This window comes from Streptomyces atratus (assembly GCF_014648655.1).
Classification (GTDB): Bacteria; Actinomycetota; Actinomycetes; order Streptomycetales; family Streptomycetaceae; genus Streptomyces; species Streptomyces atratus.
In genome coordinates this window covers 248,973-272,436 of the sequence record NZ_BMRN01000010.1, presented here as the reverse complement: position 1 = coordinate 272,436, position 23,464 = coordinate 248,973, and the positions used below count along the sequence as shown (strand labels likewise).

General features: G+C 70.5%; 20 protein-coding genes. 13 read left to right on the top strand and 7 right to left on the bottom strand.

The features are described from left to right. Positions 1-311 precede the first annotated feature (311 nt). Complete coding sequence (locus tag IEZ15_RS44845; protein WP_229845982.1) at positions 312-464, top strand: hypothetical protein; 153 nt, start codon at positions 312-314, stop codon at positions 462-464. A 326-nt stretch (positions 465-790) separates the two neighbouring features. Continuing rightward, positions 791-1,612 (top strand): M23 family metallopeptidase, encoded by an 822-nt coding sequence (locus IEZ15_RS19755; protein WP_189278515.1) that lies wholly within the window; start codon positions 791-793, stop codon positions 1,610-1,612. Between the two features lie 155 nt (positions 1,613-1,767). Here the strand turns inward: IEZ15_RS19755 and IEZ15_RS19750 are convergent, their stop codons facing one another. Continuing rightward, positions 1,768-2,259: a hypothetical protein gene (locus tag IEZ15_RS19750; protein ID WP_189278558.1), complete on the bottom strand. Its 492-nt coding sequence runs from the start codon at positions 2,257-2,259 to the stop codon at positions 1,768-1,770. Positions 2,260-2,454: 195 nt separating this feature from the next. On the opposite strand from IEZ15_RS19750, the gene IEZ15_RS19745 reads away from it, so the two are divergent. From IEZ15_RS19745 to IEZ15_RS19705, 9 genes are all read left to right on the top strand, one after another. Then, the gene (locus IEZ15_RS19745) at positions 2,455-2,598 is read left to right on the top strand and encodes a hypothetical protein (protein WP_189278562.1); all 144 of its coding nucleotides are present in this window, start codon (positions 2,455-2,457) and stop codon (positions 2,596-2,598) included. 484 nt (positions 2,599-3,082) lie between these two features. Further along, on the top strand, positions 3,083-3,946 hold the full coding sequence (locus IEZ15_RS19740; RefSeq protein ID WP_189278514.1) for an isocitrate lyase/PEP mutase family protein: 864 nt from the start codon (positions 3,083-3,085) through the stop codon (positions 3,944-3,946). Positions 3,947-4,152: 206 nt separating this feature from the next. After that, positions 4,153-4,386, top strand: a complete 234-nt coding sequence (locus tag IEZ15_RS19735) for a hypothetical protein (protein ID WP_189278512.1) — start codon at positions 4,153-4,155, stop codon at positions 4,384-4,386. 74 nt (positions 4,387-4,460) lie between these two features. Then, the gene (locus tag IEZ15_RS19730; protein ID WP_229845981.1) at positions 4,461-5,405 is read left to right on the top strand and encodes a TIGR03619 family F420-dependent LLM class oxidoreductase; all 945 of its coding nucleotides are present in this window, start codon (positions 4,461-4,463) and stop codon (positions 5,403-5,405) included. A gap of 10 nt (positions 5,406-5,415) precedes the next feature. Beyond that, a complete protein-coding gene (locus tag IEZ15_RS19725; protein ID WP_189278510.1) occupies positions 5,416-6,201 on the top strand; it encodes an SDR family NAD(P)-dependent oxidoreductase in 786 nt (261 codons plus the stop codon). A gap of 108 nt (positions 6,202-6,309) precedes the next feature. After that, positions 6,310-7,437, top strand: coding sequence for an LLM class flavin-dependent oxidoreductase (locus tag IEZ15_RS19720; protein ID WP_189278508.1), 1,128 nt, complete (start codon positions 6,310-6,312; stop codon positions 7,435-7,437). A gap of 299 nt (positions 7,438-7,736) precedes the next feature. Continuing rightward, a complete protein-coding gene (locus IEZ15_RS19715) occupies positions 7,737-9,476 on the top strand; it encodes an N-acyl-D-amino-acid deacylase family protein (RefSeq protein WP_189278505.1) in 1,740 nt (579 codons plus the stop codon). Then, positions 9,473-10,936, top strand: a complete 1,464-nt coding sequence (locus tag IEZ15_RS19710; protein WP_189278503.1) for an aldehyde dehydrogenase family protein — start codon at positions 9,473-9,475, stop codon at positions 10,934-10,936. The genes IEZ15_RS19715 and IEZ15_RS19710 overlap by 4 nt, the downstream gene beginning before the upstream one ends. A gap of 247 nt (positions 10,937-11,183) precedes the next feature. Next, positions 11,184-12,749, top strand: a complete 1,566-nt coding sequence (locus tag IEZ15_RS19705) for an APC family permease (RefSeq protein ID WP_189278501.1) — start codon at positions 11,184-11,186, stop codon at positions 12,747-12,749. Between the two features lie 269 nt (positions 12,750-13,018). Here the strand turns inward: IEZ15_RS19705 and IEZ15_RS19700 are convergent, their stop codons facing one another. Then, positions 13,019-13,750 carry a siderophore-interacting protein gene (locus IEZ15_RS19700; protein WP_189278499.1) on the bottom strand — a complete coding sequence of 244 codons (732 nt, stop codon included), beginning with the start codon at positions 13,748-13,750 and terminating at the stop codon, positions 13,019-13,021. Positions 13,751-13,849: 99 nt separating this feature from the next. On the opposite strand from IEZ15_RS19700, the gene IEZ15_RS19695 reads away from it, so the two are divergent. Further along, a complete protein-coding gene (locus IEZ15_RS19695) occupies positions 13,850-16,570 on the top strand; it encodes a GNAT family N-acetyltransferase (protein WP_189278497.1) in 2,721 nt (906 codons plus the stop codon). A 53-nt stretch (positions 16,571-16,623) separates the two neighbouring features. Here the strand turns inward: IEZ15_RS19695 and IEZ15_RS19690 are convergent, their stop codons facing one another. The 4 genes from IEZ15_RS19690 to IEZ15_RS19675 all read right to left on the bottom strand — a co-directional run bounded on the left by IEZ15_RS19690 (position 16,624) and on the right by IEZ15_RS19675 (position 19,964). After that, a complete protein-coding gene (locus IEZ15_RS19690) occupies positions 16,624-17,292 on the bottom strand; it encodes an endonuclease (protein WP_189278495.1) in 669 nt (222 codons plus the stop codon). Then, positions 17,289-17,933: a DNA polymerase ligase N-terminal domain-containing protein gene (locus IEZ15_RS19685; RefSeq protein ID WP_189278493.1), complete on the bottom strand. Its 645-nt coding sequence runs from the start codon at positions 17,931-17,933 to the stop codon at positions 17,289-17,291. Before IEZ15_RS19685 ends, IEZ15_RS19690 begins: the two co-directional genes overlap by 4 nt. A gap of 269 nt (positions 17,934-18,202) precedes the next feature. Further along, a complete protein-coding gene (locus IEZ15_RS19680) occupies positions 18,203-19,297 on the bottom strand; it encodes a CU044_5270 family protein (RefSeq protein ID WP_189278491.1) in 1,095 nt (364 codons plus the stop codon). A 16-nt stretch (positions 19,298-19,313) separates the two neighbouring features. Then, on the bottom strand, positions 19,314-19,964 hold the full coding sequence (locus IEZ15_RS19675) for an RNA polymerase sigma factor (RefSeq protein ID WP_229845980.1): 651 nt from the start codon (positions 19,962-19,964) through the stop codon (positions 19,314-19,316). A gap of 142 nt (positions 19,965-20,106) precedes the next feature. Between IEZ15_RS19675 and IEZ15_RS19670 the strand changes: the two genes are divergently transcribed. Continuing rightward, a complete protein-coding gene (locus tag IEZ15_RS19670; protein ID WP_189278489.1) occupies positions 20,107-21,672 on the top strand; it encodes a serine protease in 1,566 nt (521 codons plus the stop codon). A 198-nt stretch (positions 21,673-21,870) separates the two neighbouring features. Here the strand turns inward: IEZ15_RS19670 and IEZ15_RS19665 are convergent, their stop codons facing one another. Then, complete coding sequence (locus tag IEZ15_RS19665; RefSeq protein WP_373302588.1) at positions 21,871-23,364, bottom strand: CehA/McbA family metallohydrolase; 1,494 nt, start codon at positions 23,362-23,364, stop codon at positions 21,871-21,873. Positions 23,365-23,464 lie beyond the last annotated feature (100 nt).

The window sequence follows — 23,464 nt, the reverse complement described above, 5'->3', positions numbered from 1 at the left end:
CCGGTACCAATGGTGCTGATGGTGCGACCGGTCCTGCGGGTCCGACGGGTGCGACGGGTGCTGCCGGTACCAATGGTGCTGATGGTGCGACCGGTCCTGCGGGTCCGACGGGTGCGACGGGTGCTGCCGGTACCAATGGTGCTGATGGTGCCACCGGTGCCACCGGCCCGACGGGCGCCACCGGCCCGGCGGGACCTGTTGGCCCGTCCCAGCAGGCCAACAGCAACGTCACGTCTGTGCCCGCTGGGGGCAGCACCACGGACATCGTGGCCGTGTGCCCCGCCGGAACCGTGCTGACCGGGGGAGGCGCCGTGAGCCAGTTCCAGAACCCGGACATCATCTGGACCGCGAGCTACCCGGACACTGCCACCAACACCTGGCACGTCTCCGCATACAACAACGGCGCCACCGCGCAGACCGTCCAGTCGTACGCGGTCTGCATTCCTGGCAACGTCGGTCCGTGAGGTAACTAGGTCCAAGGGGAACGGACGGGAACCCGCTCAGGGTTCGGGACAGTCCCTGTGATCGCTGCCGCAGCAGATGAAGGGTCTTCTGCTGCGGCAGCTCCATGTCGTTTCCGTCGGGTTCCGCAGCCCCCGAGTTCCCATCCGGTGCCATCGCACCGGCGCACGCCGGCCGCACTTCTCCGAAGCGGTCGGCTCGGGTTCTCGGTGGCTGTCGGGTCTATTGGGGCAGCTGAACTTCCGGCACTCTTGAGTCCGTTCAACCCGGACTGCTGTCCCCGTACCCCCGGTACTCCACTCGGATTCGACTCGGAGGTTGACCGCGCATGCGCTCGATACGCATCGCTCTGCTGGGCCTGGTGGCCCTCGTCGCAGGACTGCTGACCGCGACGCCCGCCGCCGCGGCCCCGAACTTCAAGGCGCCGTTCCCCTGCGGCCAGACCTGGACCTACAGCCATCACTCGGCGGAAGTGAGACAGGCCCTCGACTTCGTCCGCACCGACGGCGGCGCCACGGCCGGCACCCCCGTCCTCGCCTCGTCCGGCGGGACAGCCCACCGCTACTCCCAGCCCAGCGGTGCGGGCAACTACATCGCCATCGACCACGGCGGCGGCTGGCAGACCTACTACTTCCACCTCGCCTCGTACTCCGTCGCCGACGGCGCCTCCGTCTCCCAGAGCCAGCAGATCGGCGTCACCGGCTCCACCGGCAACAGCAGCGGCGCCCATATCCACTACGAGCAGCTGTACAACGGCGTCGGTCAGACCATCGCGATCAACGGCCAGTCACTCGCCCCGTACCCCGGCTCGTACTACAGCAAGTACCTGACCAGTGACAACGGCTGCGGTGGTGGCGGTGGCGGGAAGTACTGGGTCGACACCTTCGCCGATGCCACGGGCTACGCGGCGGCCGGCACGGGCGACGCGCAGGGCGTCCTCAACGCGGGCACGAACTACGTCTACTGCAAGGTGTGGGGCGCCCAGGCCGGCTCCGGCTCCAGCTACAACCACTGGTGGCTGAAGACGGACCTGGACACGGTGTACGCGGGCAAGAACGGGCGCGGCGCATATGTCTCGGCGTACTACCTGTCCCGCTGGGGCAACGACGAGGCGCGGGACAACAACGGGACGGTGATCCCGGACTGCTGACCGGCACGCCCGGCCGATGCCACTCCCGTCCGCCGGTCGAGGACGGGCGGGAATGGCATCCGGCGTCGCGGCCGCATGTGAAGGAGGCGGCTGCTTCCTTCACATGCGTGCCGCTGTCCGATGCCGGAAGCCCCCGTCAGAAGCGGCAGTGTCCGCTACGCCTTGCTGTTGTAGTGCGTGATGTCCCAGTGGCTGCCTTCCCGTGCGTAGACATTGCCGGCGGGGGACTTGTACAGAGCGGCCCCGTCGCTGCGCTTCCCCGCCTTGGCGAACTTGCGGGTGATGTAGTTGTTGACGCACGAGATCTTGGTGGAGATATCCGTCTTGTACCCGTTGCGATGGCTGTAGGTGCCGGAGCTGTGGCCCTTCTCGGTGCCGCCGGTGACGATCACCTTGCAGCCGCTGACCTTCTTGAAGGCGATCGTGCCCTCGATGGTCGCCTTGTTGATCTGGGTGAACGACGTACACGACTTCTTGTTCCAGTCGGAGCAGTTGCCGCTGGACGTCCAGGTGATGCCCGCCTTCTTCAGCTGGGCGGCGGCATCCGCGTGCCGCGCGTACTTCGCCGGTGCGGCCTGTGCGGTGCCCGCCGCCAACAGGACCGAAGCGGTAGCGGCGATCACCATGCGGCCGGACAGAAGTCCCATGCGCTTCAAGACGTGCTCCTTGTCTGTCTTACGAGTTCGAACGCTGCTTGGCGATGCTGCTTCCAAGCGGGGAAAGCCTGCCCAGCCGCGAACGACCTGCGTATCCACCCTTCAGGTGAAAGGGACGCGCCGAAGTGGACGCCGTCCCGCCTGACGCCCGCTCCCGGCAGCCTCATCAGTCCGTTCTCCGCATCAGTGAGATCAGTACGCTCCACTGCGCCGGACGCGGAGAAGGCCGCGGTCCCGTGGCGGGAACCGGGGCGGACCGCTCCGGCGCCCGAGGTGCTCACGGCGCGCCCGGAGGGCTATGTGGAGCGCCTGCTCGACCGGTTCGCCTGATCGGCGGTCATTGACAACGCCCCGACACGGCGTCGATGTCAGGCAGTCGGCGGTCCTTCCGGCGATGCGTCGGTGATCCGAAGGAAAACGACCCTCCGGTTTCGTACGCAAGGTCAAACGCGGCGTGTCCCGGGGTAAAGGGGCGGTCATGCCTGTATAGATATACGCGTCTTCGCGAAGAGGGCAGTTCTTCGCGTCCTGTGTGGCATGAGTGCCATCTTCTGTTCCGCAAGTGAGCGCTGCGCGTGGTGTTTCCGTATGCGTCGCATCATTGAATTGTTGAATCGCCGATCCGCATGCCCTCGATTCGTCCACCGGTGTCTCGGCGGCTCACGGAACCGGTGGCGCCGGATTCGGCATTACCTGAGAAGGCGTCGCTCGACATCTTTTTCTTGCAATGGAATCACCGAACCGGCAATTCGGTGCATCGGTGATGTGCCGGAAACCGATTCACGAATCAATGACTCATTGGCAAGGAGGCGCTGTGCGATACGGAAGTGCGCTGAGGGAAGAAGTCCGATCTCCGGGAACGACTCCTCTCATCGGTATTTACGACATGTATTCGGCGTCCGTCGTGGCCCGGCACTACGACGGATTCTTCGTGTCCGGATTCGGCTTTGCCGCCTCCTACTACGGGCTCCCCGACATCGGCTTCATCGCCTGGCCCGACATGGTTGCCTTCGTGGAGCGGCTGCGGCCGGCCTTCCCCTCCCACCACCTGCTGGTCGACATCGATGACGGCTACGTCGATCCCGAGGTCGCCTGCCACGTGGTGCAGCGGCTGGAGAGGATCGGCGCCTCCGGCGTCATCCTGGAGGACCAGAAGCGCCCCCGCAGGTGTGGTCACGCGGACGGCAAGCAGGTGCTTCCGCTGGAGGAGTATCTGGAGAAGCTCAACCTCGTGCTGGGGAGCAGGCAGGATCTGGTGGTCGTCGCCCGAACGGACGCCACGGAGGAGGAAGACATCCTGCGCCGGGCCGAGGCGCTGGCCGAGACGGACGCCGACGTCGTCCTGGTCGACGGGGTGCGCAGCGTCGAATGGATCCGGCGCATCCGGAAGGTGGTCGGTGACAAGCCGCTGCTCTTCAATCAGATCGCGGGCGGAAAGTCACCCAGGCTCTCGCTCTCCGAACTGGCCGAGCTGGAGTGCCAGGTGGCCATCTACAGCACTCCCTGCCTCTTTGCCGCGCATGCCGCCATCGACGCCGCACTGACGGACCTCAAGCAGTCCGACGGACGGCTCCCCGAGCTCGCGCCCTCCGGCGGAATCGGAGTGCGGCGTTCGACGGAACTGCTGGAGAAGAACATCAGCAGGCACCACACCGTCCGTGAGCCCGTGTCCGTCTGACGCGAACGATGCGCCGGGAGCGGGCCACGCCCGCCTCGTCGCTGTTCATCCCGAACGCCGGGGCCCCGGTGGCGCACCCCCACGCGCCACCGTGGCCCCGGCGTACGCGAACCACGGCGAAACAGGCCGTGTCCGGACCGGACCGTGCGGCCGGGAGAGAGCCGGATCACGGGATTCACCTCGTCGAAGGCGCGATCGACCGGAACGTGTCGAGTTCGCAGGGCATGGGCGTCCGGGCCGCGGCGAACGAACGCGAGGACGAGGCCGAGGAGGGAGAGGGCGAGGGGGCGGTGAAGCCCGGGAGTGCGGCGACCGGAGGGGGCGACGGCGAGGGCGATGCCGACGATGCCACCCGTCCGACGGGCTCGTCGGCGCCGGACGCCGCTGCTCGACCCGGGCGACGGGCCGCCCGGTTCGCACCCGCCTCTTGTCTGATGTGACGTCAGGTACGACGATGGCCCCCGCACGCGTCATATGACGATGCGTCAGATTCCCTCGGGAAGGAGGCCGTCCGGTGCCGATACTGCCCACCGGGCCGCTGTCGTACGGGATGCAGCTGCCGATCCAGTCGCAGAGCACCATCTACGCGGAGGGGTGGGAGGCCGCGGCCACCCCCGCCGACCTCGCCGAGATCGCCCGCATCGCCGACCGTACCGGCTTCGCCTATCTAGCGAGCTGCGACCATGTCGCGATCCCGCGGCGGCTCGCCGGGGTCATGAGCACCGTCTGGTACGACCCGGTCGCCACTCTCGCCTTTCTCGCCGGTATCACCGAGCGGGTCCTGCTGATGAGCCATGTCGCCGTCGTCGGCCTGCGGCACCCGCTGGCCACCGCCAAGCAGTACGCCACCCTCGACCACCTCTGCGGCGGCCGGCTGATCCTCGGGGTCGGGGCCGGGCACGTACCGGAGGAATTCCAGGCGCTCGGGGCGGATTTCGAGGGGCGGGGCGGGGTCCTCGACGAGACCATCGACGCACTGAAGGCGGCGCTCGGCCCTGAGGAGTACCCGGAGTTCGCGGGGGAACGGTTCTCCTTCGCCGGGCTCGGGCAGCTGCCGCGCCCGGCCCAGGAGCGGGTGCCGGTCTGGGTGGGCGGCTCCTCGCCCGCCGCCGTGCGCCGGGCCGCGGTGCGGGGGGACGGCTGGCTGCCGCAGGGTGATCCGCGGGAGAAGCTGCCCGCACAGATCGCCAGGGTGAAGGAGCTGCGCGAGGCGGCCGGGATCGAGGCCCCGATCGTCATCGGCGCGATCACCGAGCCGCTGTACGTCGGTGAGCCGGACTGGTCCGTCGGGCGGCGCACCCTCACCGGAAAGCCGGAGGTCCTCGCCGAGTCGCTGCGCGAGTACGGGGTCATGGGCGTCCATCAGATCCAGGTGCGGTTCCGCAGTCGGAGCCGCAGTGAACTGACCGAACAGATGGCGGCGTTCGCCGCCGAGGTCGCACCCCGTCTCGACAGGTAGGAGTCAGGTCATGGGCAAGCTGGACGGGCGGGTCGTGCTGATCAGCGGCGCGGCGCGCGGACAGGGCGAGCAGGAGGCGCGGCTCTTCGCCGCGGAGGGCGCGCGGGTGGTGATCGCCGATGTGCTCGACGAGCAGGGCGAGGCGCTGGCCAAGGAGCTGGGGGAAGGCGTCGCCCGGTTCGTCCATCTGGATGTGAGCCGGGAGGGCGAGTGGCAGGCCGCCGTCGCCGCCGCGAAGGACGCCTTCGGAAGGATCGACGGACTGGTCAACAACGCGGGGATTCTCCGCTTCAACGAGCTGGTGACCACACCGCTGGAGGAGTTCCAGCAGGTGGTGCAGGTCAACCAGGTGGGCGCGTTTCTCGGGATCAAGAGCGTCGCGCCCGAGATCGAGGCCGCGGGCGGCGGGACCATCGTCAACACCGCCTCGTACACGGGGCTCACGGGCATGGCGTTCGTGGGCGCGTACGCCGCCACCAAGCATGCGGTGCTCGGGCTGACCAAGGTGGCGGCGGTGGAGCTGGCCGCGAAGGGGATACGGGTCAACGCCGTCTGTCCCGGGGCTGTGGACACCGCGATGACCAATCCGGCGGCGCTGGACCCGACCGCGGACCCGGAGGAGTCCAGGGCGGCCGTGGCCGAGCTGTACCGGAAACTCGTACCGCTGGGGCGGATCGGGCAGCCGGAGGAGGTGGCGGCACTGGCGCTCTTCCTGACCTCGGACGACTCCTCGTACATCACGGGGCAGCCGTTCGTCATCGACGGGGGCTGGCTGGCGGGTGTCAGCCTGTTCTGAGCGGGTCTGACGATGCGTCAGGTATTGACGGGTGCGGGTGCCGGTGGAACAGTCGGACGCATCGGAATCTGACGGTGTGTCAGAAATGAATGAGGACGGTGAACCCCCTTGGAATTCGGGCTCTTTGTACAGGGGTACGTGCCAGCCGCACGGGCCAAGATCGACCCCGGGGCAGAGCACAAGGCGCTGATCGAGGAGACCGAGTACGTCATCCAGGCGGACAAGTCCGGCTTCAAGTACGCCTGGGCCTCCGAGCACCACTTCCTGGAGGAGTACTCGCATCTCTCGGCCAACGATGTGTACCTGGGCTACCTCGCACACGCCACCGACCGCATCCACCTCGGATCCGGCATCTTCAACCCGCTCGCCCCCGTCAACCACCCGGTGAAGGTGGCCGAGAAGGTCGCCATGCTCGACCACCTCTCCGAGGGCCGCTTCGAATTCGGCTCCGGGCGCGGGGCCGGCAGTCACGAGATCCTGGGGTTCATGCCGGGCATCACCGACATGAACCACACCAAGGAACTCTGGGAAGAGACCATCGCCGAGTTCCCCAAGATGTGGCTCCAGGACGAGTACGTCGGCTTCCAGGGCAAGCACTGGTCGCTGCCGCCGCGCAAGATCCTGCCCAAGCCGTACGGGAAGTCGCACCCGGCGATGTGGTACGCGGCCGGATCGCCGTCCTCGTACGCGATGGCGGGCAAGAAGGGGCTCGGCGTGCTGGGCTTCAGCGTGCAGAAGGTCTCCGACATGGAGTGGGTCGTCGAGTCCTACAAGACGGCCGTCAAGGAGGCCGAACCCGTCGGCGACTTCGTCAACGACAACGTCATGGTCACCTCCACCGCCATCTGCGCCGAGACGCACGCGAAGGCCGTCGAGATCGCGGTGGGCGGCGGGCTGAACTATCTGCAGTCGCTGCTGTTCCGCTACCACGACACGTTCCCCCGGCCCGAGGGCATCCCGGAGTGGCCCGAGCTGCTGCCGGAGTACTCCGAGGAGATCATCGAGCTGTTGATCGCCGAGGAGCTGATGATCTGCGGTGATCCGGACGAGGTGCTGCGGCAGTGCAAGCGGTGGGAGCAGGCGGGGGCGGATCAGCTGAGCTTCGGGCTGCCGATCGGGATGAGCCGCGAGGACACGCTGAACTCGATCAAGCTGATCGGTGAGCACGTGATCCCGAAGATCGATACGGACCCGGTGCACCGGACCTCGCGGTTCCGGGGGACGGCGGGGGCGTAGGGGCGGGGCGGGGCGCGCCTGCGGTGTGGGTGCGCAAGGGGTGTGGGTGCGCCTGCGGCGGGTCTGTCCCCCTGCCCGCCCCTTCCCGTGCCCGGGGGTTCCGCCCCCGGGCCCCCGTTCCTCAATCGCCAAAGGGGCCGAAAGCTGTTCCCGCTCCTCGAAAGCCGGAGGGGCTCAAGAGACCAGCGGCGTCTTCCCGGACCGCCGCTCCGTGGAGCCGGGGTGCGTACCGCGGCCGTGCGCACCCCGGCTGCACACCCATGTACCCGCGGCGGGAAACACAGAAGGGAACCCCCGTCATGCTCGACCACCTCATCCGCGGAGCGACCGTCGTGGACGGCACCGGCGGACCCTCGTACCCCGCCGACATCGGCATCCGCGACGGCCGCATAGCCGTCATCGCCGAACCGGGCACGCTCGCCGAGGAAGCCGTCACCACCGAGGACGCCACCGGCCTCGTCCTCGCCCCCGGCTTCGTCGACCCCCACACCCACTACGACGCCCAGCTCTTCTGGGACCCGTACGCCACACCCTCCATGAACCACGGCGTCACCACCGTCGCCGGAGGCAACTGCGGATTCACCCTTGCCCCGCTCCACCCCGAACGCCCCGAGGACGCCGACTACACCCGCCGCATGATGTCGCGGGTGGAGGGCATGGCCCTCAAGGCACTGGAGGAGGGCGTCGACTGGACCTGGTCCAGCTTCCGCGAATACCTCGACGCCCTCGAAGGACGGATCGCCGTCAACGCCGGTTTCATGGTCGGCCACTGCGCCCTGCGCAGACACGTCATGGGTGCCGACGCGATCGGCGGGCAGCCCACCCCCGAACAGCTCGACGCCATGCTCGCGCTGTTCCACGACGCGATGGACGCCGGAGCCTGGGGGCTGTCCACCACCCAGTCCTCCACCCACTCCGACGGTGACGGACAGCCCGTCGCCTCCCGGCACGCGCTCCCCGAGGAGCTCCTCGCCCTCTCCCGCGCCGTCGGCGAACACGAAGGCACCCAGCTCGAAGCGATCGTGGCGGGCTGCCTCGATCAGTTCTCCGACGAGGAGATCGAGCTCCTCGTCGACATGACCGCCACCGCGGGCCGCCCGCTGAACTGGAACGTCCTCACCATCGACGCCGCCGTCCCCGAACGCGTACCCCGCCAGCTCGTCCCCAGCGAACGGGCCCGCCGGGCCGGCGGCCGGATCGTCGCGCTCACCATGCCGATCCTCACCCCCATGAACATGTCGCTCGGCACCTTCTGCGCCCTCAACCTCATCCCCGGCTGGGGCGACATCCTCGCCCTCCCCGTCCCCGAACGCATCGAACGGCTCCGCGACGCCGGCACCCGCGCCGAAATGCTCCGCCGTGCCGACAGCAAGGAGGCCGGCGTCTTCCGCCGCCTCGCCGACTTCGGCCGGTACGTCATCGGGGACACGTACAGCGCGGCCAACGAAGGGCTGAGCGGCCGCGTCGTGGGCGACATAGCCGCCGAACGCGGACAGGACGCCTTCCACTGCCTCGTCGAGATATGCGCCGACGACGGGCTGCGCACGGTGCTGTGGCCCATGCCCACCGACAACGACCCCGACTCCTGGGCGCTGCGACGGCAGACCTGGGAGCACGAGGACGTCATGCTCGGCGGTTCCGACGCGGGCGCGCACCTGGACCGGATGTGCGGCGCCCCGTACACCACCCGCTTCCTGGGCGACTGCCTGCGCCGACGTAAACTCCTCCCCCTCGAACAGGCCGTCAAGATGCTCACCGACGACCCCGCCCGGCTGTTCGGGCTCCGCGACCGCGGGCGCATCGAGGAGGGCTTCCACGCCGACCTCGTCCTCTTCGATCCCGAACGCATCGACGCCGGGCCCGCCACCCTCGTACACGATCTGCCCGGCGACAGCCCCCGCCTCGACTCCAAGGCCATCGGCATCGTGTCCGTCCGTGTCAACGGCGTGGAGACCCTGCGCGACGACAAGGTGACCGGCGCGGTCCCCGGCACGGTGCTCCGCTCCGGCCGTGACACCCGGACGGTGAGCACCGTATGAGCGACAGAAACCGGCGCCTCTTCATCGGCGGCGAGTGGACCGAACCCGACCACGGCCACTACGAGGTGATCAACCCGGCCACCGAGGAGGTCGTCGGCCTCGCCCCCGAGGCGAGCCGCGAGCAGGTGTACGCGGCGGCGGCCGCGGCCCGCGAGGCCTTCGCCACCTGGTCCCGCACCCGCCCCGAGGAGCGCGCCGCGATCCTCGACCGCGCCGCCGACCTGATGCAGCGCGACTTCACCGGGAACGCCGCACTCGCCCAGGCGGAGAGCGGCGCCACCACGTCGACGGCCAGGGCCATGCAGGCCGCTGTCGGCGCCGCCCGCTTCCGCCGGTACGCCAGGGGCGCACTGGAACCGGTGGAGGAGCCGATCGCACCGCAGATCAACGAGGCCGGGCCGATGGGGCGGGCCGGTGTCTTCGGGGCGCTCGCCGTACGCCAGCCGGTCGGCGTCGTCACCTGCATCACCTCGTACAACAACCCCTGGGCCAACCCGGCCGGCAAGGTCGCCCCCGCACTCGCCATGGGCAACACGGTCGTCGTGAAACCCGCACCGCAGGACCCGCTCTCCGTCTACCGGATGGCCGAGGCGCTCGACGAGGCGGGCGTTCCGGCGGGCGTCGTCAATGTCGTCACCGCATCGGGCCCCGGGGCGGGCGAGGCCGCCGTCGACTCGCCGGACATCGACATGGTCAGCTTCACCGGCTCCACGGCCGTCGGACAGCGCATCGCAGAGGTGTGCGGGCGCTCCATGAAGCGGCAGCTGATGGAGCTGGGCGGGAAGGGGGCCGCCGTCGTCCTCGACGACGCGGACCTCGACTCCGCGGCGGCGGGCATCGGCACCACGTTCTCCTTCTACAGCGGCCAGATCTGTACGGCCCCGACCCGCGTCCTCGTACAGCGCGCGGCCCACGACGCCCTGATCGAGAAACTCACCGCGTACGCGGGTCACCTGAAGGTGGGTGACCCGACGGACCGGGGCACGGTCGTCGGCCCGGTCATCTCCGCCGCCCACCGCGACCGCATCGAGTCGTACGTCGAACTCGGCCGGAAGGAGGGGGCGAGGATCGTCACGGGCGGCGAACGCCCGGCCGGACTCGACCGGGGCTTCTACGTCGCCCCCACCCTCCTCGCCGACTGCACCAACGACATGCGCGTCGTCCGCGAGGAGATCTTCGGCCCCGTGGTCGTGGTCGTCCCCTTCGACGACGAGGACGAGGGCATCGCACTCGCCAACGACAGCGACTACGGACTGATCGACTACGTCTGGTCCTCGGACGTGGCACGCGCCTTCCGGGTGGCCCGGCAGCTGCGCGCCGGCGGGGTCGGCGTGAACACCATCGGGCGGAACATGGAGGCCCCGTTCGGCGGGTTCAAGAAGAGCGGAGTCGGGCGCGATGTCGGCTCGTACGCCCTGCACGCATACAGCGAACTCCAGGCGATCGTCTGGCCGGGCTGAACCGGCATACCCCGTGGGTGTCCGCTGAGCGGACACCCACGGGAAAATTTTGAACCACCACAAAACGGGCAGTGCTGCGATTCTCGTACGGCGCTGCGATCGAGCGTTGACCTCTCATTGGCAGGTCGTACTCATCGATCGCCTTCAATTAATTTCCATGTGCCCGTTCTGTCACTTGAAATTCAAGGATGGGGTTCCGGAGTCTCAGCCTCCGAATATGGATATCGCAGCGCATAACGTCCTCTTCATGACACAGCTGGACGCGCGGCCGCAGGCCGGAGACCCGGTACGGGGCACGGCCCCGGCCGACGGCGGTGTACGCGGCAAGGGCCTGGGCGGGAACTCCGTCGGCCTGATGGGCAGTGCCGTCATCGGCATCTCCACCGTCGCCCCCGTCTACTGCCTCACCTCCACCCTCGGCTCCACCGCGGGCGAGGTCGGCGTGCAGATGCCCGCCGTCTTCCTGGCCGGCTTCCTGCCGATGCTGCTCGTCGCATTCGCGTACCGCGAACTCAACAAGGCCATGCCGGACTGCGGTACCTCCTTCACCTGGACGGTGAAGGCATTCGGCCCGCGCGTCGGCTGGATGTGCGGCTGGGGCCTGGTCATCGCGACGATCATCGTCCTGTCGAACCTGGCGGGCGTCGCCACCTCGTACTTCTGGCTCCTCGCGGGCGAGATCACGGGCAGCGATTCGATCGCCGCCCTGGACGACAGCAAACCCGTCCACATCCTCACCTGTCTGATCCTGATCGCGATCGCCACGGCGATCAGCTACCGGGGGATGACGGCCACCAAGGGTGTCCAGTACGCCCTGGTGGGCCTTCAGCTCGTCGTCCTCGCGCTGTTCGTGGCGATGGCCGTACAGAAGGCGAACAGTGGGGAGTTCGCCTCGTCGGTGGACTTCTCCTGGTCCTGGCTGAACCCGTTCGCGGTGCAGTCGTTCGCGACGTTCACGGCGGGTCTGTCGCTGTCGATCTTCATGTTCTGGGGATGGGACGCCTGTCTGACCGCCAATGAGGAGACCGTCGGCAGCGAGAAGACCCCCGGGCGCGCCGCCCTCATCGCGATGGTCGTGCTCGTCGGCTCCTACCTGGCGACCGGTGTCGCCGCCCAGATGGCCGTCGGCTCCGGCGACTCGGGTCTCGGCCTTGCCAACCCGGACACCTCCGACAACGTCTTCGCCGCACTCGCCGGCCCGGTCATGGGCCCGGGCCTCGGCGTCCTGCTCTTCATCGCCGTGCTCGCCTCCGCCGCCGCGAGCCTGCAGACCACCTTCATCCCGGTGGCCCGCACGGTCCTGGCGATGTCCACGTACGAGGCCCTGCCCGCCTCGTACGCCCGTGTCCACCCGCGCTTCAGGACCCCGGGGAAGGCCACCGTCACGGCGGGTGTGGCGACCGGCGTCTTCTACACGGTCATGACCCTGGTCAGCGAGCACGTCCTGGTCGACACGATCTACGCGCTCGGCCTGATGATCTGCTTCTACTACGCGCTGACGGCGTTCGCCTGCGCCTGGTACTTCCGCGCCGACCTGACCCGCTCCGTCCGCGACCTGGTCTTCAAGGGCCTCTTCCCGGTCGTCGGCGGAATCCTGCTCACCGCGGTCTTCGGCAAGACCCTCTACGACATGTGGGATCCGGCGTACGGCTCCGGCTCGTCGGTCTTCGGGGTCGGCTCGGTGTTCGTGATCGGTGTCGGGCTGCTGCTGCTCGGTTTGGTGCTGATGCTGGTGATGCAGCGCCGCAGCCCGGCGTTCTTCCGCGGCGAGGTGCTGACGAAGGAGACTCCGGCGCTGGTTGTGGAGGACTGACGGCCGGGGCTTTTGGCTGAGACCCGTACAAGCCGCGGAGCGTGCGTACGGCTGCCCGCCCACACGGACTGCCGGCCGGCTCGGGACCCGGCGGCCTGCGCTCGACACTCCGGTGGGACCAGGGCCGCGCGGCCCGGGAGGCGAACGCCTCCCGGGCGGGGCGGATGGTGGTGACGGGTCGCGTCATCCCACTCAGGAGCAGGGTCGCCGATTCGTTTCGACGGGTTGGCGTTCGGGTTGGACCGGAGACCCGGGGAGCCGGAGTCCGCTCAGCCCGCGCGCCAGTAACCCAGCGCGTTCAACCGCTCCTTGGCGACGGCCAGGTCCTTGCGTACGTACGAGGACAGGGACCTGGTCGTCGCCGTGTCGCAGGCGATCCAGACGTACGCATCGGACGGGTCGGCCCCCAGCAGCTCCGGTAGCGCGGCCTTCACCTCGGCGACCAGCCCGGCGCCCCCGTCGCGGCGCGGCACCAGGTGCAGGGTGTGGTGGTCCGGGTCCAGGCGGAACGGCAGCTTCTCGTCCGAGGCGTGCGTGGTCTCGAACCAGATGGTGGCCGGGGTCCGCGGGACCGCGTCCAGCAGGGAGTTGACGGCGGGCAGCGAGGCCGGGTCGCCGATCACGAAGAGCCGGGCGGGTGGCGGTTCGGGCAGGGTGAAGCCGGTGCCCTGCAGGGTCGCCTCGATCGTGTCACCCGGCTCGGCCCTGCGGGCCCAGTCGCTCGCGGCGCCGTTGTGCAGGGCGAACTCCAGGCTGAACGTCCCGGCCGCCGGGTCGGGGTCGACCAGCGTGTAGGCGCGCTGGTGCGGTTTGCCGCCCTGCTCGAACCAGATCCTGACCCACATGGTCGGGTGTGCTCCGCCGGTCGCGGCGAGCAGCCCGCCGTCGGTGAGGTGTACCCGGCGGAAGTCCTCGGTGACCTGCTCGGCCCCGGTCACGGTGAACGTGAAGTCCCGTCCCCGCATGAGCTTGAGGACAACGCCCTCCCAGCCGTGGCCCACAGCTGTCCCTCCCCGCGCCGAAGAATTACTTTAGGTTAGGCTAACCTAAATTTTGGGGGCTTGGGAAGTCGAACGATCTGGCAAGGGGCGGGATGCGGCATGCGTGGAGACGTCTACCGGGACGACTGGGGCATCCCCCATGTACGAGCGGGCAGCACCCTCGAACTCGCCCACGCCCAGGGCCGTAACGCCGGCCTGGACCGCGCCTGGCAGATCGAGATCGAACGCCACCGGGTCCAGGGAACCACCGCCGCGTTCCTCGGTGCGGACGCCGTCGACTGGGACCGGTTCGCCCGGCAGGCCCGGCTCGCCGACACCGCGCAACGCTGCTTCGAACGTCTGGAGCTCGTCGCGCCGCAGACCGCCGCATGGGTTGCCTCGTACGTCGAAGGCGTCAATGAGGGCCTGGCCGAAGGGGCGTGCCTCGCCCCGGAGTTCACGGCTGCCGGGGTCGCCCCGGGACGGTGGGAGCCCTGGACCCCGCTGGGCGTCTGGCTCTCCACCCACATCCTGTTCGCGGGCTTCCCCACCAAACTCTGGCGCGAGGAGGTGGCCCGCCGGCTCGGCGACGAAGCGATCGAGCTCTTCGCCACCGACGGCCCCGGCACCTCCGGCTCCAACGGCTGGCTGCTGACCGGCGACCGCACCGCCACCGGGGCGGCGATCGTCGCGGGCGACCCGCACCGCTTCATCGAGGACCCGGGCGTCTACCAGCAGATCCGGCTCGCCTGCCCCGACTTCGACGTGGTGGGCCTCGCCGTCCCCGGCGTACCCGGCATCGCGCACTTCGGGCACACCGGCGGCGTCGCATGGGCGATCACCAACGCGATGGCCGACTACCAGGACCTGTACCGGGAGCGGTTGCGGCGTACGGCGACGGGCGGGGTCGAGGCACTGGGCCCCGGGGGCTGGGAGGCGGCCGCCTCCCACACCGAGACGATCGAGGTGGCGGGCGCCGACCCGGTCACGGCCGAGATCATCGAGACCGGGCGCGGGCCGGTGATCATCGGTGGGCCGGACGGTGACGACGGCGTCGGCGCGGAGAATGGTGTGAACGGCGGCCCGGCGGGCGGCATCAGCCTCCGCCATCCGCCCCGTGTCACCCACGAGCTGGGCTTCGAGGTGCTGCCCGCCCTGCTCCGGGCCCGTACCGTCGCCGATCTCGATGCCGCCCTGGACCACTGGGCGGAGCCGGTCAACGTCGTCCTCGCTGCCGACACCACGGGCGCCACCCTGCACCGGGTCGCCGGGCACGTCCCGCTGCGCCCGCGCGAGAACCGGCTGCGCGTCGTACCGGCCAACGACCCGGCGTACGCCTGGCGCGGCCGTCATGCGCCGATGCCGCGCACCGAGGTCGACGGTGCGGCGGTGATGGCCAACGCGCGCGGCCTCGCCGCCCCGCTCGGCGTCGAGTTCGCGCCCCCGCACCGGGCGGAACGCATCCGGGAACTGATCGGCCGGTCCGGCGACTGGACCACCAAGGGCATGGTGGACATCCACACCGACACCCGTCTCGCCTCCGCCCGCCCGCTGCTGGAGCTGCTGGCCGGGGCGACCGGTCTCAGCCACGGGGCCGCCCGTCTGCGTGACCGACTCCTGTGCTGGGACCGGCACATGGAGGCCGACAGCACGGACGCCACGCTGTATGCGGCCGTGCGCGCGGACGTCGTGCACCGGCTGGCCGCCCACCCCGCCCTGGCCGCACTCACCGGCTCCGCCGACCCGGCCCGATCGCCCGCGTACCCGGCGTTGTTCCGCCCCTGGCTGGCCGCCGTGCCGAGAATCGCGTACGCCCTGGAGAACCTGCTGACACACGGACCGCTGCCGCGCACCGACCGGCTGGCGGCCGTCGCCGCGGCGGCCGAGGCGGTGGCGGCCCGGTACCCGGAGGGCGCCTCGCCGCGGCCCTGGGGCGAGGTGCACCGACTGGCCCCCTGGCAGGCGTTGCCCGGTGCGGACCCCGACGCGGACCGGTCGGGCCTCGCCGGTGACCACGACTGCGTGCTGTCCACCTCAAGCGTTCCCGGCATCACCGACCGGTTCGCCCGCGGCCCCGCCGCCCGCTACGTCTGGGACCTGGCCCGGCGCGAGGACAGCCTGTGGGTGGTCCCGTTCGGGGCGTCCGGGGTCCGCGGTGACGCCCACCACCGTGACCAACTGCCGTTGTGGGCAAGGGGCGACCTCGCGCCCGTGGTCATGGACTGGAACAAGCTGCACCGAACAGAGAAGAGAGCCGAGATGACCGCCGACCCCGCCGCGAGCGCGGTGCGCACCCCCGTCCACGAGCAGGAGGCCCCCGGCTTCGGGACCGTCCGCCTCGTCCCCGTGGACCCCGCCGCGGACCTCGACCTGATCCACGGCTGGGTCACCGAGGAGCGCGCCCGCTTCTGGGGCATGGGTGACGCGAGCCGTGAAGAGGTCCTGGAGACCTACGAGTTCCTGGACTCGCTCACCACGCACCACGCCTATCTGGCCCTGCGCGACGGCGTCCCGGTCGCCCTCTTCCAGACGTACGAACCGGCCGCCGACCCGCTGGCCGACTGCTACGACGTCCGGCCCGGCGACTTCGGCGTCCACCTCCTGATCGGTCCGGGCGACACCACCGAACGCGGCTTCACGGCCGCCCTGCTCTCGGTGCTCATCGGCTACGTCTTCAGCGACCCGGCGCACCTGCGGATCGTCGTCGAGCCGGACGCCCGCAACGAGAAGGCCGTCGCACGGATGGTCCGGGCGGGCTTCGAACTCGGCCCGGAGATCGACAAGCCGGAGAAGCGGGCCCGGCTGGCGTTCCTGAGCCGGACTGCCGCCGCGGGGGTGTAGCGAGGGCCCGGCCGACGGGCCGGGGCGGTGGGCCGGGGCGGTGGGCCGCTTCCTCAGGCCCGCGCCGCGACGTCGTCCACGACGTGCTTGTCCAGCGCGGCGCGCACCAGGGCCGCCGCGAGTACGGCAGGCCCGCGGTCGTCGGCCTGCTCTGCTTGCTCGGCCTGCTCCGCCAGCTGTGCGAGCTTCGCCGGTGAGGCGGGCAGTCCCAGCTTCTCGGCGCCCTGGAGAGCCTTTCCGTCCAGGAACGGTGCCGTCTCCGGCCACACTGCCTGCACCTCGCGTATGAAGATGTCCGTACCGGCCGGGCCCATGCCCGGGGTTCTGCGCAGCCCGGACCGCAGGATGCCCAGGTCGCCGTCGGCCTCCTTGCGCAGCCGCCGCAGATCGCCCCCGTACTCGACCAGCAGGAGCTCCGCCCCGTCGCCGAGCTGGGTGGCGGTGCGTTCGTCGTAGCGCCGGTAGCCGCCCTCGCCCAGCGCGTCGACACGCTGCTGCCATGTCGACCCGATCATCCGGTCCGGGGACCGCATGCCGTGGGCGAACAGCGCGCGTGCCGCCGCCACCGCCACGGACGCCCGGATGCGGGCACTCAACAGATCGCTGAGCACGAGGAGTTGGTAGAGGGGCTGCGGTGTGTTCCGCAGCCGGATGCCGGCCTCGGCGGCGTAGGTGGTGCCGTAGCGGCTGAGAAGGACCTCAACGGTCCTGCGAGCGGTCACGGAAGTCCGCCCCCTTCCTCGGCGGCGACCTGTTGCAGGGTGCGCCCCGTACGGGCCGAACGTGCCCGGTACGGGTCCGGTGCGTCCGGCCCGTCATGGGTGGCGCGCCCGTCCTTGGCCTTGATCAGCAGCCATATCTCCCCGCCCGGGGCGTCGTCCGCACCGCCTCCCTTGAAGCGGGTGAGGGCGAACTCGCCGTGCAGCTTGGTGCCGTCGAGCCAGAAGGTCGCGTGCCCGTCCTCAAGGGACTGCGCGAACGGCACGGGCGCACCCCAGCGGTCGTGGCTGAGCGGCCGGTAGGTGCCCTGGTCCCAGACGATCACCGTGCCGCCGCCGGACTTGCCCTTCGCGATGACTCCCTCGAACGTGCGGTACTCCAGCGGATGGTCCTCCGTGGGGACGGCCAGCCGCCTCTCGCGCGGGTTCTCCGAAGGTCCGCGCGGCACCGCCCATGACTTCAGCACGCCGCCGACCTCCAGCCGGAAGTCGAAGTGCATGCGCCGCGCCTGGTGGATCTGTACGACGAAACAGGGCGCCGCACCCGTCCGCCCGCCGTCGCCGCGCGGCTCCGCCGTCGCGTCGAAGTGCCGTTTGCTGTGGTAGTCGCGGAGCCGGTCGTCGTTTTCGCCGGTCACATCCATCCGGACACCTCCTCCGGCAGGCCCGCCCCATGTCCCCCCTTCCACTGTGACGCTCCCGGCCGTGAAGCGCACAGGGACGGGGCACGTCGGCACGGACGGCAGGTATATCGATGTCAAATATCTTGTTATCGAGACAAATCTCCCCAGGCTTCCCTTTTGATCCATTGAGCTCTTGATGTCGAGACATCTCGGAGGGGGCGTGCGATGCGGCGCATCGGCCGCCCCGGTGGGACCGTGACCCGGGGCGGACGATGCGTATGGCTGCCGCGCTACGTCGTCGTCGGCGCGGGAGTCTCGCCGACGCGGTCGACTGCGGCCTTGGTGAGGATCGCGGAGGTGCCGACAACGGTTCCGGCCGGGCCGGCGTCGCCGGCTTCGGTGAGGACCGTGCGTTCACCGAGGAATGCGTACGTGGTCCGGTCGAAGACCCACTGCGTTTGCTGCCCGTGTGCCGTACGGGCGACGGCAACGCCTTCGCGTCCCGTGGCGTCGGCGGCCTTTTGGATCACGGTGACTCCGGGGATCTTCGCGGCGGCCCTGTAGAGCGCGGCACCGACCTTCGGTGGTGCCCAGGTCTCGGCCAGCAGGTCGCCGATCGCGGTGAATGCTCGCTGGTCCGGGTCCTGGCCCTGTCCGCGGGTCTCGTCCCGGATCAGCTTCAGCAGGGCGTCGGGGTCGGTGGGCAGCGACGCGACGTACTCGTGGGTCGGGTCGCTGATCGACGGGCCCTTCTTGTCCGGGGTGCTCGGCCGGGGTGTCGCCCCCGGGCCGTCGAGGTGGTAAACGGGTGCGTCGTCGTCGAGCCGGCTGTCGGGCTCGCCCGCCTCGCGCAGCAGGCCGGGGCGACTGCCGTCGGCGGACGACCACACCTGCCGCGTGTGCGCCAGGGCCATGGTCACGGGGCCTCCTGCGGCGCTCTGCGCGGCGTAGGCGACCTTGCTCTCGATGTACAGGAACTGGTCGGCGCGGACCGCCGGTTGCTTCGTCCCGGCGGCGGCGAGTGCGATGCGGTCGAGGAGCTGTGCCGCCTCGGGTGCGCCGGTGGCGCTGCCATCCTTGACCGCGGTGGTGCCGTGCCCGGGGGTGTCCGCGAGGTTCACCGCCATGACGCCGCCGACCGCCAAGGCGCAGGCGACAGCCGGCGCCGCGAACCGGACCAGACGCCGGCGCGGGCGCGGGGCCCGGGTGACGAGGCTGCCGGGCGGTTCGACGGGGGTGGCCTTGTGCAGCAGTGCTTCCTTCAGCAGCAGTTCACGGTCGGGGCCCAGGCCGGGGACCGGCGGTGGGGGCAGCAGGCCGGTGAGGCCGAGGCGTTCGGTCTCCTCGGACCGGTGGTGCGTACGGCGTCGCGGGGTGGTGTTCATCCGTGGTTCTCCTGGGTCAACGACCGGGCCGCGGGGAAGCGGCCCGGTACTGGCTTGTCGGGGGTGGCGGCGGGTTCCCCGTTTCCCGCCGCGAGGGGCGTTCGGCTCCGGCCCGCGTGGCCCCTGAGCGTGTGGCGCGGGCTTCTGCGTCGGTGAGTTCGCGCAGTCGGGCACGGGCGCGGGACAGGCGTGAGCGGACGGTGCCGATCGGCACGCCGAGTGCCTCGGCCGCGGCCGCGTAGTCCAGGCCGGCCCACACCACGAGGGTGAAGACCTCCCGGTCGCGCCGCCGCAGGCGGGCGAGCGCGGTGTGCGCGGCACGCAGTTGCTCGGCATCCGCGAGGTGCGTGACGAGATCGTCGGTGAAGTCCGGAATGGAGCCGCGTTCGGGGACGCGGGCGAGCGCGATCTCGCGGCGTCGGCGTGCGCGTGCGTTGCGGCGCATGATGTTGGTGGCGATTCCCAGCAGCCATGGGCGCAGACTGTCCCCGTCGGGGCGCAGCTTCTCCCGGCTGCGCCATGCCTCCAGGAACGTCGCCGAGGCGACGTCCTCGGCCTCCGCCCAGTCGCCCGTCACCCGCAGCGCATAGCGGTACAGCACCTGGGCGTGCTCGTCGTACAGCTCTCCCAGGGCGTCGCGGTCTCCGCGGCGGAAGCGATTCCTCATGAGTGACTCCACACTCTGCTCTGCCGCGTCCGTTGTGCCGGTTCCGGTGACGTGCGCCACATATGCCGGCCGGGGCCGCGACCTCGTGCGCGGTGTGACGCGGCTCACGGGAACGCCGGCGCGCGGCAGCGCAGTGCAGGTCATGAACAGTTCTTCCGTATCCCGCCGGAGTGCCCTGCGGACTCTGGCTATCGCCGTCGCCCTGGTCGGCAGCGCGACGCCCGCCTGGGACACCACGGCCTTCGCCGCAGAGCCGCAGACGTACACCCTCACGATCAACCACCTCGACCGCGCCGGCCGCTCGACGGGGGAGTACGAAACCACCGTCACCGGGATCTCCGGCCCGGGTGCCGACGAGTCCGTCAAGCCGCACGACGCCTCCGGCACAACCACCGTGCGCCTGCCCAAGGGCCGGTACCTGCTGGACAGTCTCCTGACCGGTGGCAAGGGCGCGGACGGGAAGGACTGGATCGTCCAACCGCGCCTCGACCTCGACCACGACACCACCGTCACCGTCGACGCGCGGACCACCGCCCCCGTCGACGTGACTCCGCCCGACCGCGCCGCGGGCTTCCTGAGCGGCGGGATGTTCGTCGAGGTCACACACGGCGGCACCACCCGCTTCATCAACCAGGTCATCGCCGCTGCGAACCTGCGCGTCGCCCACCTGGGCCCCGCCGCCGAACCCGGCTCGGTGAAGCAGTGGTACGACTCGCACTGGACGACCGAGGCCACCGGTTACTCGCTCGGCTACACCTTCACCGGCACCCGTGCCCTGACCGGACTCACCCGGCACCCCTCCCCGAAGGACCTGGCCACCGTGCAGATCCGCGGCGCGGCCCGGCCGGGCACCGAGGGCGCCGCGACCATCGACCTGGCACCGAGTGCCGGACCGACCATCGGCGTCACGCAGAAACTGACGACCCCCGGCACCGCCACCTACCTCGTGACACCCGAACGCGGCACCTGGGACGTCACCTACTGGGCCCCCGCTGAGCCGGGCACGGCAGCGAACCGCTACAGCGCCGACGGCATAGCCGTGCGCGCCGGGGCCACGACCACGCACACCTTCGACAACGCCGTCTTCGGTCCCCATCTCACCGGCCGCCCCGGCGTCGTGCGCGACGGCGACAGTGTCACCGTCGATGTCCCGCTGCTCGCCGACGGCGACGGCCACGTTCCGTCGTCACCGCCGTACGGCGCGGCCTCGACCACTCTGCACCGCAACGGGGTGCTCGTCGGGACGCAGTCCGGCGCCCCCGGACGAGCCGAGTTCACCGTGCCACCGGGGCGCGCGGCGTACCGCGTCACCAGCACGGTGAAGCGCGGCGGTGCGCCCGGCACCGCCACCCGTGTGACCGCGTCGTGGACCTTCACCTCGGACACCACGGCCGGCCCGGCCCCGGTGCCGGTGAGCGCCGTGCGATTCTCGCCCGCGCTCAGCCCGACCGGCACCGCAGCGGCGGACACGGCACTCCGTGTCCCCGTCACCGTGCAGGGAGCCGCCGCGGACGGACGCACACGCTCGCTGGCCGTCTCGGTATCCGTGAACGGCGGCTCCTCCTGGACCCGGGTCCCGGTCGAGAACGGTGCCGTGACGATCCGCAACCCACGCGCGGGCACCGGAGTCTCCCTGCGCGCAGAGCTGACCGACACTGCCGGGAACACCCTCACGCAGACCATCGTCGACGCCTACCGCACGCAGTGACCCCGTGATCCGGGCAGACGAACGGCGCGTGAGACCTTCGGCTTCCGGCACGTTCGTCGACGCATGAACGAACAGCGCACGGCGGACGGCGGGCCCGAGGCCGGCGGGTACGCGGCCTCGGGCGAGGGGAAGCCTGGACGACGTGGGACGTGGTCCAAGTAAGCTGAACCGACGTCATGCGCACTCCCCGGCGAGCAGTTACCAACCCTCCAGGAACACCGGATTGGTGAGCGCCGCCAGTGCCCCCGGCAGCCCCGGCACCGTCGCCGGGTGCCGGACCTCGGCCCGCACATAGGCCGCGTACACCGGCGTCGTACGCCACTGGACCGTCCCCGTCCCCGACTCCGGCAGCGTGGCCGTCAACAGCGTGCCCTGGTCGGTGACGAAGTGCGCGGTGCAGCCGGGTGCCCCGGTCACCTCCAGCCGTACGGTGACCGGGGTGTCGTCCCCGTCCACCCGCAGCCGTTCACCGATCCCCGCGTGCAGGCCGCGCCCGCCCGAGGCCCCGAAGGACAGGGTGACGGCGGACGACTCGGCGATGTAGGAGCGCCCGGCCCGGATTCCGGCCGTGATCGCCTCGCGCGACAGCTCGTCGGCGAGGACGACGGTCTGCGGCAGCCCCACCTTGTCCGGCTCCCGGTGCGCGTCGCTGTTGCCCATCGCCGCAACCCACGGCTTCGACGTACGGACGGCCGCCACGAGCGAGTTGTCCCACTCGGCGAGGGCGATCTCGTCCTCCGGGGTGTACGCCCCGTTCCACACCTCCACCGCGTCCGCCTCGCCGAAGCCGAACTTCCAGTGGCAGCCGATGCAGGTGGCGTGCGGATGAGCGGGAACGACCAGGCCACCGGCCCGGCGCACGGCCTTCGCGTAGTGCCCGAACCGGTTGTCACGTGCCCGGTAGCGCCAGTCGACGAACGTACCCGGGTCGGTGCCGAGCGCGATCACATGCCCGTTGCGGGTGGTGACCTCCTCGCCCGTGAGGACGAGCAGATCGTCACCCCACAGCCCGTCCCACGCGCTGTGCGCGGAGTACGTGTTGTGCTCGCTGCTGTTGATGAAGTCGAGCCCGGCCGCGCGCGCGGCGGCGGCGATCTCGGCCGGGGTGCGCTTGCCGTCCGAGTGGACGGAGTGGAGATGGCAGTCTCCGCGGTACCAGGCGCGCCCGCGCCCCTTCGCCCGCTCCGGCGGGTACACCGGCTTCGGCGTGGACCCGGTGGGCCCGAAGCGCAGGGTGATCGTCACCTCGTACGGAAGCCCTTCCGGGGCGACGGTGTACGGCCCGAGGGCGATGTTCCAGGTCCCGGCCCGTACCGGCCCCGCGATGTAGCCGGGCGTCGCCTCGTCCGCCCGGATGAAGAAGCTGCTGCGCGCCCCGCCGGACCACCCCCGAAACCCGCGCCCGCCCAGTTCCGTGCCGCGCTCGTCGAAGATGCCGATGTCCAGGGCGTTGCCCTGGGTCCCGGCCGGGACGGGCGTCTTCCCGTACGTGTACGAGACGGCGATCTCCCGTACCCCGCGCGGTACTTCGACCGGCAGATACACATAGTCGGGCGACCCGGTCGGCAGAGTGCCGCGCACGGTCCTGGTCCGGTCCGGGGCGTCGTCCCCGGTCGCGGCGTCGGCGAAGCTCACAGTGCCCAACGTTAGAGCGGTGGCGGCCGTACCGACGAGAAGGCCGCGCCTGGCCATCGGGCGGCCGTGGGCGGATTGCGATGCGGACATACGAGTGGCTCCCCGGGGTGTTGTGACTGGCGAGGGGTGACGTACCCGACCCTGGCCGGGAGCCATG

Bases quoted from the DNA above. Each gene is read 5' to 3' on its own strand.
- IEZ15_RS19755 (WP_189278515.1), top strand. From the start codon at position 791: ATGCGCTCGATACGCATCGCTCTGCTGGGCCTGGTGGCCCTCGTCGCA.
- IEZ15_RS19750 (WP_189278558.1), bottom strand. From the start codon at position 2,259: ATGGGACTTCTGTCCGGCCGCATGGTGATCGCCGCTACCGCTTCGGTC.
- IEZ15_RS19725 (WP_189278510.1), top strand. From the start codon at position 5,416: ATGGGCAAGCTGGACGGGCGGGTCGTGCTGATCAGCGGCGCGGCGCGC.
- IEZ15_RS19715 (WP_189278505.1), top strand. From the start codon at position 7,737: ATGCTCGACCACCTCATCCGCGGAGCGACCGTCGTGGACGGCACCGGC.
- IEZ15_RS19710 (WP_189278503.1), top strand. From the start codon at position 9,473: ATGAGCGACAGAAACCGGCGCCTCTTCATCGGCGGCGAGTGGACCGAA.
- IEZ15_RS19705 (WP_189278501.1), top strand. From the start codon at position 11,184: ATGACACAGCTGGACGCGCGGCCGCAGGCCGGAGACCCGGTACGGGGC.
- IEZ15_RS19695 (WP_189278497.1), top strand. From the start codon at position 13,850: ATGCGTGGAGACGTCTACCGGGACGACTGGGGCATCCCCCATGTACGA.
- IEZ15_RS19685 (WP_189278493.1), bottom strand. From the start codon at position 17,933: ATGGATGTGACCGGCGAAAACGACGACCGGCTCCGCGACTACCACAGC.
- IEZ15_RS19680 (WP_189278491.1), bottom strand. From the start codon at position 19,297: ATGAACACCACCCCGCGACGCCGTACGCACCACCGGTCCGAGGAGACC.
- IEZ15_RS19675 (WP_229845980.1), bottom strand. From the start codon at position 19,964: ATGAGGAATCGCTTCCGCCGCGGAGACCGCGACGCCCTGGGAGAGCTG.
- IEZ15_RS19670 (WP_189278489.1), top strand. From the start codon at position 20,107: ATGAACAGTTCTTCCGTATCCCGCCGGAGTGCCCTGCGGACTCTGGCT.
- IEZ15_RS19665 (WP_373302588.1), bottom strand. From the start codon at position 23,364: ATGGCCAGGCGCGGCCTTCTCGTCGGTACGGCCGCCACCGCTCTAACG.